Origin of the sequence: Bacteroides salyersiae (genome assembly GCF_031172035.1) — a bacterium.
Lineage (GTDB): Bacteria > Bacteroidota > Bacteroidia > Bacteroidales > Bacteroidaceae > Bacteroides > Bacteroides salyersiae.
Map to the genome: position 1 here is coordinate 3,592,193 of NZ_CP133452.1, position 14,193 is coordinate 3,606,385.

10 protein-coding genes and 2 tRNA genes are annotated in these 14,193 nt (G+C 42.0%); 9 read left to right on the top strand and 3 right to left on the bottom strand.

Annotated elements, in window-relative coordinates:
- Positions 1-34: 34 nt before the first annotated feature.
- The 5 genes from RB604_RS13300 (at position 35) to RB604_RS13320 (ending at position 6,302) form a co-directional block, all read left to right on the top strand.
- Positions 35-1,771, top strand: coding sequence for a bifunctional metallophosphatase/5'-nucleotidase (locus RB604_RS13300; RefSeq protein WP_007480551.1), 1,737 nt, complete (start codon positions 35-37; stop codon positions 1,769-1,771).
- Positions 1,772-1,892: 121 nt separating this feature from the next.
- The gene (gene msrC / locus RB604_RS13305) at positions 1,893-2,360 is read left to right on the top strand and encodes a free L-methionine (R)-S-oxide reductase MsrC (protein WP_005923130.1); all 468 of its coding nucleotides are present in this window, start codon (positions 1,893-1,895) and stop codon (positions 2,358-2,360) included.
- Between the two features lie 92 nt (positions 2,361-2,452).
- Positions 2,453-2,794 carry a DUF8478 family putative metalloprotein gene (locus tag RB604_RS13310; RefSeq protein ID WP_005923129.1) on the top strand — a complete coding sequence of 114 codons (342 nt, stop codon included), beginning with the start codon at positions 2,453-2,455 and terminating at the stop codon, positions 2,792-2,794.
- A 53-nt stretch (positions 2,795-2,847) separates the two neighbouring features.
- Positions 2,848-5,181 (top strand): TonB-dependent receptor, encoded by a 2,334-nt coding sequence (locus tag RB604_RS13315; RefSeq protein WP_044093984.1) that lies wholly within the window; start codon positions 2,848-2,850, stop codon positions 5,179-5,181.
- Positions 5,182-5,420: 239 nt separating this feature from the next.
- A complete protein-coding gene (locus RB604_RS13320) occupies positions 5,421-6,302 on the top strand; it encodes an AraC family transcriptional regulator (protein WP_005923127.1) in 882 nt (293 codons plus the stop codon).
- Between the two features lie 6 nt (positions 6,303-6,308).
- Here the strand turns inward: RB604_RS13320 and RB604_RS13325 are convergent, their stop codons facing one another.
- The 3 genes from RB604_RS13325 to RB604_RS13335 form a co-directional block, all read right to left on the bottom strand.
- Complete coding sequence (locus tag RB604_RS13325; RefSeq protein WP_005923124.1) at positions 6,309-6,890, bottom strand: Crp/Fnr family transcriptional regulator; 582 nt, start codon at positions 6,888-6,890, stop codon at positions 6,309-6,311.
- Positions 6,891-7,503: 613 nt separating this feature from the next.
- Positions 7,504-7,575: transfer RNA gene (locus RB604_RS13330), tRNA-Glu, on the bottom strand.
- Positions 7,576-7,640: 65 nt separating this feature from the next.
- Positions 7,641-7,727 (bottom strand) — tRNA-Ser (locus RB604_RS13335).
- Between the two features lie 642 nt (positions 7,728-8,369).
- Between RB604_RS13335 and RB604_RS13340 the strand changes: the two genes are divergently transcribed.
- From RB604_RS13340 to RB604_RS13355, 4 genes are all read left to right on the top strand, one after another.
- Complete coding sequence (locus tag RB604_RS13340; protein WP_055295050.1) at positions 8,370-8,813, top strand: hypothetical protein; 444 nt, start codon at positions 8,370-8,372, stop codon at positions 8,811-8,813.
- Between the two features lie 79 nt (positions 8,814-8,892).
- A complete protein-coding gene (locus tag RB604_RS13345; RefSeq protein WP_055295052.1) occupies positions 8,893-10,245 on the top strand; it encodes an MATE family efflux transporter in 1,353 nt (450 codons plus the stop codon).
- Between the two features lie 70 nt (positions 10,246-10,315).
- Complete coding sequence (locus tag RB604_RS13350; protein WP_005923113.1) at positions 10,316-11,980, top strand: putative transporter; 1,665 nt, start codon at positions 10,316-10,318, stop codon at positions 11,978-11,980.
- A gap of 113 nt (positions 11,981-12,093) precedes the next feature.
- Positions 12,094-14,088 (top strand): fructose-bisphosphatase class III, encoded by a 1,995-nt coding sequence (locus tag RB604_RS13355; protein WP_055295054.1) that lies wholly within the window; start codon positions 12,094-12,096, stop codon positions 14,086-14,088.
- Positions 14,089-14,193 lie beyond the last annotated feature (105 nt).

Below are 14,193 nucleotides of genomic sequence, written 5' to 3' on the forward strand. Positions count from 1 at the left end.
TTTTGTTGCATATTGGAATTTGAATGATATTTTTATGAAAAAGTTTGCTTTTATTTTTGTCGTATTGTTTGGCTTTGCTCTGTCGTTGACAGCGCAGGAACGTGAAGTAAAACTGAAAATCGTACAGACCAGTGATGTACACGGTAATTATTATCCTTATAATTTTATAACTCAAAAGGACTGGGCCGGCAGCTTGGCGCGTGTTCATGCTTTTGTACAGAAAAAACGGGAAATTTATAAAGATAACCTTATTTTGCTGGACAATGGTGATATTTTGCAGGGGCAGCCCACTGCTTATTATTATAATTATATAGATACGGTTTCGCCTCATCTTTGTGCCGAAATGATGAACTACATGGGCTATGATGCGGGCAATATGGGGAATCATGATGTGGAAACCGGCCGCCGGGTGTTCGACCGTTGGATCAGTGAATGTAACTTTCCGGTATTAGGAGCCAATATTATTGATACGGCTACCGGTGAAACTCATTTAAAGCCTTATAAGGTGATGGAACGCGACGGAGTGAAGATAGTCGTATTGGGCATGATTACGCCTGCCATTCCTGCATGGCTGTCAGAGAATTTATGGAAAGGACTGCGTTTCGATGATATGGAGCAGACTGCAAAAAAGTGGATGAAAATTATCCGTGAAAAGGAAAAACCGGATCTTGTTATCGGATTGTTTCATGCCGGGCAGGATGCTTTTTTAATGTCGGGTAAATATAATGAAAATGCATCGTTGAGCGTTGCGAAGAATGTTCCCGGATTTGATATGGTATTGATGGGGCATGATCATGCGCGCGAATGCAAAAAGATTGCGAATGTGGCAGGAGATTCTGTATTGATTATCGATCCGGCAAGCAATGCGGCGGTGGTGTCTAATGTTGATGTGACGATAAAGCTGAAAGACGGGAAAGTGCAGAGTAAAGAGATAAAAGGGGTTCTTTCTGCTACGAAGAATTATGGTGTCAGCGAAGAATTCATGCAGAAATTCGCTCCTCAGTACAATACAGTGGAACAGTTCGTATCCAAAAAAATAGGGATTTTTACCGAAGATATCTCTACCCGCCCGGCTTTTTTCGGTCCGTCGGCTTTCGTTGATTTCATTCACTCGCTGCAACTCGATATTTCCGGTGCAGACATCTCGTTGGTTGCTCCTTTATCATTTGATGCGGAGATTAAGAAAGGGGATATTCATGTGAGCGATATGTTCAATCTTTATAAATATGAGAATATGCTCTATGTGATGACACTCTCGGGAAAAGAAATCAAGGATATTCTTGAAGACTCTTATTATATGTGGACCAATCAGATGAAATCTCCGCAAGATCATTTGTTGTGGTTTAAGGAAAAACGCCGCGAAGGAGCGGAAGATCGGGCATCGTTTCAAAATTTCAGTTTTAATTTTGATTCGGCAGCAGGAATAATCTATACGGTAGATGTGACCAAACCGAAAGGAGCGAAGATCACGGTTGTCAGCATGGCGGATGGCGCACCGTTCGATTTGAATAAAGTATATAAAGTTGCTTTGAATTCATATCGTGGCAATGGGGGAGGAGAACTTTTGACTAAAGGTGCCGGTATCCCCCAAGAACAATTAAAAGACCGTATTATCTTTTCCACGGACAAAGATCTCCGTTTCTATCTGATGAATTATATTGAGAAGAAAGGGATACTCGATCCCCGTGCATTGAATCAATGGAAATTTATTCCTGAAGACTGGACGGGGCCGGCGGCAAAAAGAGACTATAAATACTTATTTAGTGATTAGTGATTTTGTGATAAGTGATTAGTGTCATTCGGCATCATAACGCAGCCTGCCAATCACTTATCACTAACCGTTTGTCACTAATCATTTATCGCTTATCACTAAATTATTAATCACTAACTGCGTGGCTGAGAATTTGAATATTATATCCGGTAGCAAGGAAGAACAGTATGCTTCTTTATTACCCCAGATAAAGTCTCTTATTGAGGGAGAGACAGATCTGATCGCTAATTTGGCTAATGTGACTGCGGCTTTGAAAGAAACTTTTCATTTCTTTTGGGTGGGTTTTTATCTGGTGAAAGAGGATGAGTTGGTGCTTGCACCTTTTCAGGGGCCGATAGCTTGCACGCGTATCCGAAAAGGAAAAGGGGTGTGCGGGACGGCTTGGCGGGAAAAGAGGACTTTGGTAATACCGGATGTCGATGCGTTTCCGGGACATATTGCTTGCAGTTCTCTTTCACGATCAGAGATTGTAGTGCCTTTGATGAAAGAAGGTGAAGTGTGGGGAGTTTTGGATATCGATAGTGAGTTATTGGGTATGTTCGATGAGATTGATAAAGAATATCTTGAACAACTTTGCGGCTATTTATGAATCTATTGTTAAAATAGTCATTTTTTATTTAAAATCCTTCCAGATAATACTTATCTTTGCACTTTCAATTTTAAACAAAGAGAGTATAACAGGTGAGACGTGTAAAAAGAGTTCTATCATCCCTTCTGTTGCTGACGCTATTTATTGTGTATCAGGTGAGCATTACGATGTTTACCCATGTACACTATGTAAATGGAGTCATGGTAGTACATTCTCACCCCAGTCATGGCAAACATACCCACTCTAAGATTGAAGTTGTAATCATTGCCCGTCTGTCCTCGTTTCATTCATTGGAGGCAGATGCGCCTATCCATATAGAAGCGATACGTCCGTTGCTTTACTGCTTGCAGCAGCAAACGGATATTCCTGTTATGCCGGAGACACACATGCGTGTAGTGTCTCTTCGTGCTCCGCCGGTAGTAAGAATAGGATAAATATTTATTTTTTTCTTACTTATACATTATACATATCTATTTTTTATATCAGAATGAAGAAATCTATCATCCTGCTCATGCTTTTGTGCCTGAGCATGATTACTTATGCCGTCAATCCTATTAAGGAAGGCAATATGATTTCCGGCCACGTTATTGTGAAAGGAACCGAAGAGAATATCCCTTATGCTACGATACGCATTATCAGTTATAACGGAGGAAGTGTCCCCGATAAATACCGTGCATCGGGTGCCGTGTCTAATGATGAGGGGCAATTTGAATTTCGTCATCTTACCCCGGGTGAATATACTTTGCAAGTACAGGCGATGGGGTATAAGACCCAGCAAAAGAGTGTGACAGTCAGCAAAGATTTTACGGCCGTTCTCCATTTTCAGATGGAAGAGGAAAGTTTTATGACTGATGAAGTTGTTGTATCAGCCAATCGTAATGAAGTGAACCGTCGTGAGGCTCCCGTAGTGGTCAATGTGATGAGCGCCAAACTTTTTGAGGCGGTAAATTCTACTGATCTTGCAAAGTCGTTGAATTTTCAGTCCGGGCTTCGCGTGGAAAACAACTGTCAGAACTGTGGCTTTCCGCAAGTGCGTATCAATGGTCTGGAGGGACCTTATTCTCAGATATTGATAAATAGCCGTCCGATTATCAGTGCCCTTTCCGGGGTGTATGGACTGGAACAGATTCCGGTAAATATGATCGAGCGGGTAGAAGTCGTGCGTGGCGGCGGGTCGGCTTTGTTTGGTGCCAATGCCGTGGGAGGAACGATTAATATTATCACAAAAGATCCTGTCAGCAACTCTTTTCAGGTATCCAGTATGATGTCGAACATGAACGGTAAGTCTTGGGAACAATACATGGGGGGGAATGTCTCGCTGGTAGCCAAGGATAATAGTTACGGTATTGCTCTTTATGAGACATATCGCAACCGTAATCCGTATGATGCTGATGGAGACGGCTTTTCCGAATTGGGAAAACTGAATATGAATACTTTCGGGATGCGTGCTTACTACCGTCCGTCTTACAATAGCCGTATTAATATAGAATACCACACCACCAACGAGTTCCGTCGTGGTGGGAATAAGTTTGACTTGCAACCGCATGAAACGGATATTACCGAACAGACCAAACACATTATCAATAGCGGTGGTTTGAGTTACGATCATTATTGGAACGAGGCAAAACACAAAATGTCTTTATATGGCTCTATTCAACATACGGATCGTAACAGTTATTACGGTGCGCAACAGAATACCCAGGCCTATGGTAAGACAAAAGATCTGACTTGGGTGTTGGGTGGCATGTATGTAGGTCAGATGGATAATTGTTTCTTTGCTCCTGCAACCTTTACCGGTGGTTTCGAATATCAAGACAACTCGTTACACGATGTTATGACCGGCTATCACCGTGATATGAAACAGAACGTCCGTGTGGCAGGAACTTTCATCCAAAACGAGTGGCGTATGAATCAGCTGGCAATGCTCGTCGGATTGCGTATGGATAAACATAATCTGATTGACAAGCTTATTTTTAGTCCGCGTGTGAACTTGCTTTATAAGCCTACTGATAAATTTCAGGCACGTCTGACTTACTCTACCGGTTTCCGTGCTCCGCAGGCTTATGACGAGGACCTGCATGTTACAGCCGTAGGAGGTGAGGGCATTCAGATAAAACTGGCCGATAACCTTCGTGAAGAACGTTCTAACAGTTATAGTGGCTCTGTGGACTGGACTTTACCAATCGGGCACTGGCAGGCGAATATTCTGCTTGAAGGATTTTATACGGATTTGCGTCATGTATTCATGCTTACTAATATCGGTGAGGATGAAAACGGAGATATAATTAAAGAACGCCGTAACGCACATGGTGCCCGTGTGTATGGTGCAAACCTCGATGCAAAGATTGCCCACGGACGTGAAGCGCAATTCCAGTTAGGATTTACGGCGCAACGTAGCCGCTATACCCGGGATGTAGTGTGGCGTGAGGAAACTGAGGAGGGGCTTCCCAATCTGACTACCCGTCGTATGCCTCGTACTCCGGATTATTACGGATATTTCACTTTTACTTCTGCACCGACGAATCATTTTGATTTTTCTTTGTCGGGTACTTATACCGGGAAAATGATTGTGCCTCATATGGCCGGTTATATTGATGAAGACCGTATGGAGAATACTCCCCAGTTCTTTGATCTTAATCTGAAACTGAATTATACCTTTATATTGCATGACCACATCAAATTACAACTGAATGCAGGGGTACAGAATATCTTTAATAGTTTCCAGAAAGATCTGGATAAGGGTGAATTTCGTGATTCCGGCTATTTTTATGGCCCCACGCAACCGAGGACTTATTTTATCGGCGTTAAGATAACGAATTGATTTATGCCGATAGGATATTTTCTGCATGATTCTCAAAAAAGGTAATGCAGGCCAGTGAAAAGTGCGATGTCATTCTCTTGTGAATGCATCGCACTTTTTTATTTAAGAATCAGAAAATGAACATTGTATAGGGGATAATAAAGAATTTATCTTTAGGATTGTTCAGATTTCCTAATAAATGGAGAAATGGGATAGTATTAATGGAATTTATATATATATTTGCGAAAAAATACGATAAAATGGATAATGAAGTAATCCCACAAGTGAACATCTCTTCTGAGCACGGACTGCGGAAGATAGATTTTATAGACAATGATTTTGCTATATTCAACGATGCTTGGGATATTCCTATGGATGAATATCCAAACCGTATAAATGCGGCCGTAATAGCGGTTTGTCTTGCCGGTGAAGGTACCGTTTGCATAAATTTGCAGGAATACAAACTGACTGCCGGCAATTTATTGATGACCCTTCCTGAGCAGATTATTCAAAGTTTAGGTAGAAGCGATGACTTTTCCGGTGTTTTTATTGCTGTCTCACCACAGTTTATCGACCGGACTTTTACACAAATGAAAGAACTGCTCTCCTTTATGTTTTATATCAAAGAACACCCTTGTATCCCTCTGAACAAAGAGGAGCAGGAATGTATGATGGAATATCACTCTTTTTTATGGAAAAAAGTAAAGATGAGAGATAATGCATTCCGTAAGGAGATAGCGAAAGGTATTATTGCTGCTATGTTCTATGATATCTATAATTTTTGCCGCAAGCACATGCCTGCGAATGAGATTCGCCCTAAGAGCCGGAAGGAAGAGCTTTTTGAGAAATTTATGCGTGAAGTTTCCGCCAATTATAAAATAGATCGTTCGGTGACGTTTTATGCCAATAAACTGTGTCTTACTCCTAAACATCTTTCGGGTGTGGTGAAAGAGGTGAGTGGCAAGACGGCCGGTGAGTGGATTGATAATTTTGTAATTTTGGAAGCTCGTGCCTTATTGAAGTCCTCTGAAATGAGTGTACAGGAAATAGCCGAATACCTCCATTTTGCCAATCAGTCTTTCTTTGGTAAATACTTCAAGCATTATGTAGGTATGTCTCCTAAAGAATACAGGCGGAGCTAAGCAAGCTTATAATACTCCCGAACGAACCCGGCTCAATGTTTCCGGAGTCATCAGCAGGTACGAAGCAATGTGTGACAGAGGTGCACGCTTGATAATTTCCGGATGATGTTCAAGCAATAAATTATAGCGTTCTCTTGCCGTTTCAAAACGCCAGGAGTCCGCTTTTACTTGTGAAACGATCAATGAATATTCCAGCACCTTTCTGTAGAACAGATTGATCTCCGGGCATGTTTCCAGTAATTTTTGCAATACTGTATAAGGAAAAAGATATATAACCGATTGTTCCAATGCTTCCACCATCAGCCGGGTGGGCTCTTGCTTGAGAAGACTTTCGATGCACATCACTATACAACCTTCATAAGAGAAGTGTTCGGTCACGTCTTTACCATTTTTATAATAAAATTGGCGAACCATACCTTTCCCTACAAATATCAGATCGTGTGCTATTTGTCCCTCGTTCAGGATAATCTCACCTTTATTTACATTTTTGCGTATCAAGACTTCTGCCAGTTGCTGGCGTCCTTCTTTACTCATTTCTGGAAATCTGGAATTAACTACAGCGTCTACTGTTTCTTTTAATATGTCCATAGCGTCTTCTGATATCTTATTATTGGGTTGTGTTTGCAAAAGTACAAAAACGCTTGACGTAAATCAATAAATAGGGATAAAAAGATTTGTTTTTGCTTTAGATCAATTCGTTTTATTTTCAGACCGGTTACATTTGCATCGTTTTCAAAAGGTACACACAAATATAAGATTAGTTATGAAAAAGGTAATTAGATTGTTAGGTAAAATCGGACAAGCTGATCCGATGATTTGGGGATATGTAATGTTACATTGATTGTTCCCCTTTTTGATTAAAAACAGTTAGTTTTAGGTATTAGTTAAATTATTAGTTATGAAAAAGGTAAAAAGTGCATTTGTCTGGTTTATTGAACGGACAAATAACAATGCCGGCAGTGTATGGGGTTTTTAAAGCTATCTCCATACTTGCTTTTAATTAGGACTTGATTGAAATTATCGTTAAAGAGGGGCTGTTTTTAATAATGGCTCCTCTTTTTGTTTAGTGGTTATCGTAAGATTTTATTTGCCATCAATTTAATAGAGTAAACCGGAATTCAATAGAATACGAGTGATATATTGGAAAATAGATATAATAAAAAAGCCCCTTAGTTTAACTAAAGGGCTGATTTTCATTTTGTAGTGGGTACGAGAATCGAACTCGTATTACATGCGTGAGAGGCATGTGTCCTAACCGTTAGACGAACCCACCGATTTGAGATTTAAAAAGAGCCAAGTTTTATAACTTAGCTCTTTTTTGTTCTTTTGAGAATTTTGCGGAAGCTGGGGGATTCGAACCCCCGGTACGGTTACCCGTACGTCAGTTTAGCAAACTGGTGGTTTCAGCCACTCACCCAAACTTCCTTGAACCCGCATTCTCTCTCAAATGCGGTGCAAATATAGGGGGAAGTTTTGGACTATGCAAAACTTTTTGAAAGATTTTTTTCTACTATTTTTTCTGATTATCGTTAATTGTCTATGTTTCAAATGTTAAACAGTGAATTTTTTTTAGTTGTTTTTTATGATGGGTGGGAGGAGCTTATTGATAATATGAGAAGAAAGACTGTTTAAAGAAAAAATAATTTATAGGTTGGAGTTGTAAACTATCTATTTTCTTCTTTTAGTAATGGTGTTTATAAGCGATGGGTACTCTGCTCTGTCTTTATAATTGCTATACTCATCTAAAAAATAAGTACTTTACAGGCATAAAAAAAGGCTATCTATCCCAGACAGCCAATCTTTTTGTTAACCTTAAATCTAATACTATGAAAAACACATTGCAAATATACGTACTTTCTATAGAATAGCAAATAATCGGACTGTAAATCATTGTATTATAATATAAATTAAGATTTTATACGGTCTTCTTAACCCTTTGTAGCAGAAAAGGGAGAATTCCCGCTTAAGATTAGGTTATTCCCCCGCTAAAAGTAGGATTTTTCTTTTTTCAGAGATCAATCCTTTACCTACTTTTGTTTTATACGAAACACTTTAAAAAGAAAGATTATGAAAACAAAAACTATGAAATATTTTAAATCGGTACTATTGGTTTTGGCTATGGTAAGTCTGGCTGCTTGTGAAGTGGCAATCGATGGCTTTTATGACGATGATAACATAGGTGGCGGTTATTACAACAAGTCGCGTGAGTTGTGCAGTCGTACTTGGGTAAGATCTTATTATAATATAGATGGTTACTACTGCCGTCAGGAGATCGATTTTTATCTGGACAGGACCGGGATCGATTATATCCGCGTACAATATCCCAATGGTGGAATATCTGAAAATGAATACCGTTTCAGATGGAATTGGGAAGACTCGTCACAATCGTCTCTTCGCATGATGTATGCTCCGAATGATATTTCCTATCTGGATGAAGTAAGAATCTGGGGGAATCAATTGACAGGCTATTGGGATGGTTGGGATAATTATGTGGTATTCAGGGGGAGATGACCGTTGTTTATTTGACGTAAATCAATTTACGGTTCCATTGATTTTGAATACCTTTGCACCCCGAAAATAAAGGGTAAAGGTGACACACAGAATACAACAGGAGAGCGTAAAGAGAAGGCTGGTCAAGCTGGCTGCTCCTATCTTTGTAGAGACATTGCTGATAATGATGCTTGGTGCGGTGGATACCATCATGTTGAGCCGTCATTCCGATAGCAGCGTTGCTGCGGTTGGAGTTGTCAATCAGATTATCATGTTGACATTCCTGGTGTTTGAGGTAATCAATTTGGGGACGTCCGTTTTATGTTCCCAGTATTTGGGTGCCAAACTCCAGAAGAAGGTAGTGCAGGTAGTAGGTGTCTCATTGCTGGTGAATCTGGTTGTAGGGGGAGTTATCAGCCTTTTCCTCTGTTTAATGAATACTACTATACTCGGATGGATGGGGCTTGGCCCGGAATTGATGGCCGATGGAGCCGATTATATGCGTATTGTTGGTGCTTTTGCTTTCTTTCAGGCGATATCTCTCACTTTGTCTGCATCCCTCCGCAGTGCGAACAAGGCCATTTATCCGATGCTTGTGACGGTGGTCGTCAATATTCTCAATATCATAGGAAATTATTCATTGATTTTCGGTAAGTTCGGTTTTCCCGAACTCGGAGTAGAAGGGGCTGCTATCTCGACGGCATTCAGTCGGGGAGTATCGATGGTGATTTTATTTATAATCCTTTTCCGCAAACATATCCATCGCTTTCCGTTGGCCTATTTCCGGCCTTTCCCCTGGATAGAACTGAGAAATCTGATGAAAGTCGGGTTACCCTCGGCCGGCGAACAGCTTTCTTATAGCTCTTCGCAAGTGCTAATCACTTTTTTTATTAATATGTTGGGAGTTGAAGCGTTGGCCACCCGTACCTATTGCGTCAATATTATAATGTTTGTCTATCTGTTTAGTATTTCGACGGCTCAGGGAGGGGCTATCTGCATCGGCCATTTGATAGGGGAGAAGAAGCCCCGTGCCGCTTTTCTGTTAGGAAAGTATGTCATGAAAAAATCGGTGATGATTACTTTTATTCTCTCTTGTATCCTTGCCGTTTTCGGACATACCATTCTGAGTTGGCTGACTGTTAATCCCGATATTATCCGTATGGGAGTTATTGTGCTTATCATAGATACCGTTCTCGAGATAGGGCGCCCCATCAACATTTTTGCCACTAATGCGCTACGGGCGGCAGGCGATGTGAATTACCCTTTCTATGTGGGGTTGATCGTAATGTGGAGCGTGGCAGTAGGCGGAGGTTATCTGTTTGGTGTTCACTGGGCTTGGGGATTGTGTGGAATGTGGGTTGCTTTTTTACTGGACGAAAACATCCGGGGAATTATTTTTGTCCGTCGTTGGTATAGCATGAAATGGGTACATAAAAGTTTTGTACAGGCATAAAATGTTCCTATCTTTGCAGCGAAATAGCGCGTCCGTCTGCCAATCGGTACGCGTCGAATAATTATTATTTATGGAATGGTTATATAGTCTATTCATCGAGCATTCTGCTTTGCAGGCCGTAGTCGTACTTTCACTAATATCCGCCATCGGGTTGGGGTTGGGCAAAATACATATCTGCGGTATATCCCTTGGAGTGACTTTCGTGTTTTTTGCCGGCATTCTTGCCGGTCATTTCGGTCTTTCGGTAGATGCACAGATGCTGAACTATGCAGAAAGTTTCGGCCTTATCATCTTTGTTTATGCTTTGGGGTTGCAGGTCGGTCCGGGTTTCTTCAGTTCTTTTCGTAAAGGTGGAGTAACGTTGAATATGCTGGCGCTTGCAGTAGTGCTGCTGGGCACATTGCTTACGGTGATATGTAGCTATACGACCGGCGTTTCTCTGCCGAATATGGTGGGCATTCTTTGCGGTGCCACTACCAACACCCCTGCCTTGGGTGCGGCGCAACAAACCTTGAAGCAGATGGGCATGGAAAGCAGTACTCCCGCTTTGGGGTGTGCAGTGGCTTATCCGTTAGGGGTGATCGGGGTGATTCTTGCCGTATTGCTTATTCGCAAAGCGCTGGTGCGTAAGCAAGATCTGGAAGTCAAGGAGAAAGACGATAACAATAAAACATATATTGCTGCTTTTCAAGTGCACAATCCGGCCATTTTTAATAAGAGCATTAAAGATATTGCTCACATGAGCTATCCCAAGTTTGTGATTTCCCGTTTGTGGCGGGATGGCAATGTAAGTATTCCCACCTCTGAAAAGATTTTAAAAGAGGGAGACCGCTTGCTGGTCGTTACTTCCGAGAAAGATGCACTGGCACTGACCGTCCTCTTCGGCGAACAGGAAAATACGGATTGGAATAAGGAAGACATCGATTGGAATGCCATCGACAGTCAGCTCATCTCACAACGTATCGTAGTGACTCGCCCCGAACTGAATGGTAAAAAATTAGGTGCGCTCCGTTTGCGCAACCATTACGGCATTAATATCAGCCGCGTCTATCGGTCGGGCGTGCAATTGCTTGCTACTCCGGAACTGACGCTGCAATTAGGCGACCGGTTGACCGTGGTAGGAGAGGCGGCCGCTATCCAAAATGTAGAAAAGGTTTTGGGTAATGCAGTGAAGAGTTTGAAAGAACCGAATCTGGTCGCTGTATTTATCGGTATCATTTTAGGATTGGCCCTTGGAGCCATTCCGATCTCCATTCCGGGCGTCAGTGCTCCGGTGAAGTTAGGTTTGGCGGGTGGTCCTATCATTGTAGGTATCCTTATCGGTACATTCGGGCCGCGTATGCATATGATTACCTATACCACTCGCAGTGCCAATCTGATGCTTCGTGCATTAGGATTATCCATGTATCTGGCTTGTCTTGGACTGGACGCAGGAGCGCATTTCTTCGATACTGTATTTCGTCCCGAAGGGCTGTTATGGATTGGTCTTGGTGCCGGATTGACTATTATTCCTACGGTAATCGTGGGAGCCGTTGCCTTTAAGATAATGAAAATAGATTTCGGCTCGGTTTCCGGTATGCTATGTGGAAGCATGGCCAATCCGATGGCTTTGAATTATGTGAATGATACCATTCCGGGAGATAATCCCTCGGTTGCTTATGCCACAGTGTATCCGTTGTGCATGTTTTTGCGTGTAATAATCGCCCAGATATTGCTCATGTTCCTGTTGGGCTGAAACCGTGTTGATAATTGCCGCACTGTAATGGCGAAAGATAAAAAAACGGAAAAACAAGAACCATATAGAAGTAATTTCAATTGTAAATAGTAAATCGTTCAATCGTAAATATAATGACTGCCCAAAGTAATATAACCCCTGAAAGCATTATTAGTGACTTGCGTTACCTGCAATTGCTGTCGCGTAGTTTTCCCACTATTGCTGATGCCAGCACGGAAATCATTAACCTTGAAGCAATTTTGAATCTTCCCAAAGGCACCGAGCATTTTCTGACAGACATTCACGGTGAATATGAAGCGTTTCAGCATGTATTGAAGAATGCTTCCGGCGCGGTGAAGCGAAAAGTCAACGAAATTTTCGGCAATACGCTCCGTGAGTCGGAGAAGAAAGAGATCAGTACGCTGATTTATTATCCCGAAGAGAAACTGCAACTGGTCAAGGCGCGGGAGAAAGACCTTGACGATTGGTATCTGATCACCCTTAACCAATTGGTGAAGGTATGCCAGAACGTATCTTCCAAGTACACCCGTTCCAAAGTGCGTAAGTCCTTGCCTAAAGAGTTCTCATATATCATCCAAGAACTGTTGCACGAATCGAGCATCGAACCCAACAAGCATGCCTATATCAATGTAATTATCAGTACGATCATTACCACCAAGCGGGCAGATGCCTTTATTATTGCCATGTGCAATTTGATTCAGCGCCTCACGATCGACTCACTGCACATCGTGGGAGATATCTATGACCGTGGTCCCGGTGCACATATCATTATGGATACCTTGTGCGATTATCACAATTTCGATATTCAATGGGGGAATCACGACATCCTCTGGATGGGTGCTGCATCCGGTAATACGAGTTGTATGGCAAATGTCATCCGTATGTCCATGCGTTATGGAAACTTAGGTACGCTCGAAGACGGATACGGCATCAATCTTCTTCCCCTGGCTACATTTGCCATGGATACTTATGCCGATGATCCTTGTACTATTTTCGCTCCTAAAATGAACTTTGCGGATTCTGCTTATAACGAAAAGACTTTGCGGCTCATCACGCAGATGCACAAGGCGATTACGATTATTCAGTTTAAACTGGAAGCGGATATCATCAATCGCCGTCCGGAATTTGGCATGGAGAACCGGAAGCTGTTGGAGAAGATCGATTTTGAGCGTGGCGTTTTTGTCTATGAAGGTAAGGAGTACGAGATGCGTGATACGAACTTCCCGACAGTAGATCCGAAAGATCCGTATCGCCTGACGGATGAAGAAAAAGAACTGGTAGATAAGTTGCACTATTCGTTCATGAATAGTGAAAAGCTGAAAAAGCACATGCGTTGTCTGTTTACCTATGGCGGCATGTATCTGGTATGTAATTCTAACCTTTTGTATCATGCTTCCGTGCCTTTGAATGAGGATGGCAGTTTCAAGCGTGTCAATATCCGAGGAAAGGAATATTGGGGTAAGAAACTGATGGACAAGATCGACCAGCTGATCCGTACTGCTTATTTTGACGAAGACGGCGATGAAGAAAAAATTTTCGCCATGGATTATATCTGGTATATGTGGTGTGGGCCGGATGCCCCGTCGTTCGATAAAGACAAGATGGCAACCTTTGAGCGTTATTTCATTGCGGACAAGGCGCTGCATAAAGAGAAGAAGGGATATTATTATACGCTGCGTGATAATGAAAAAATATGCGACCGGATTTTAGAAGAATTTGGAGTTACCGGTGTGCATACTCATATTATCAACGGGCATGTACCCGTAAAAACGATCAAAGGCGAACAGCCGATGAAAGCGGGAGGCAAGCTGCTTGTGATCGATGGCGGGTTCTCGAAAGCCTATCAACCGGAAACCGGTATTGCCGGATATACATTGGTTTATCACTCCCACGGCCTGCAATTAGTGCAGCATGAACCGTTTCAGTCTACACAGAAAGCCATAGAAGAGGGGCAGGATATCAAATCGACCACTTTTGTAATCGAGTTTAATTCTCAACGTATGATGGTGAAAGATACGGATAAGGGAAAAGAATTGGTAACGCAAATCCAGGATTTGAAAAAATTGCTGGTGGCGTATAGGACGGGGTTGATAAAGGAAAAGCAGTAAAAAGGGAAAGCCTCTCCCCAGCCCTCTCCGTGGGAGAGGGAGGAAGAAATGCTACTATTTATTTGTTAATTGATTACTGAAGCTGACTCAGCTCCCTCTCCTACG

Bases quoted from the DNA above. Each gene is read 5' to 3' on its own strand.
- RB604_RS13300 (WP_007480551.1), top strand. From the start codon at position 35: ATGAAAAAGTTTGCTTTTATTTTTGTCGTATTGTTTGGCTTTGCTCTG.
- RB604_RS13315 (WP_044093984.1), top strand. From the start codon at position 2,848: ATGAAGAAATCTATCATCCTGCTCATGCTTTTGTGCCTGAGCATGATT.
- RB604_RS13320 (WP_005923127.1), top strand. From the start codon at position 5,421: ATGGATAATGAAGTAATCCCACAAGTGAACATCTCTTCTGAGCACGGA.
- RB604_RS13325 (WP_005923124.1), bottom strand. From the start codon at position 6,890: ATGGACATATTAAAAGAAACAGTAGACGCTGTAGTTAATTCCAGATTT.
- RB604_RS13340 (WP_055295050.1), top strand. From the start codon at position 8,370: ATGAAAACAAAAACTATGAAATATTTTAAATCGGTACTATTGGTTTTG.
- RB604_RS13350 (WP_005923113.1), top strand. From the start codon at position 10,316: ATGGAATGGTTATATAGTCTATTCATCGAGCATTCTGCTTTGCAGGCC.
- RB604_RS13355 (WP_055295054.1), top strand. From the start codon at position 12,094: ATGACTGCCCAAAGTAATATAACCCCTGAAAGCATTATTAGTGACTTG.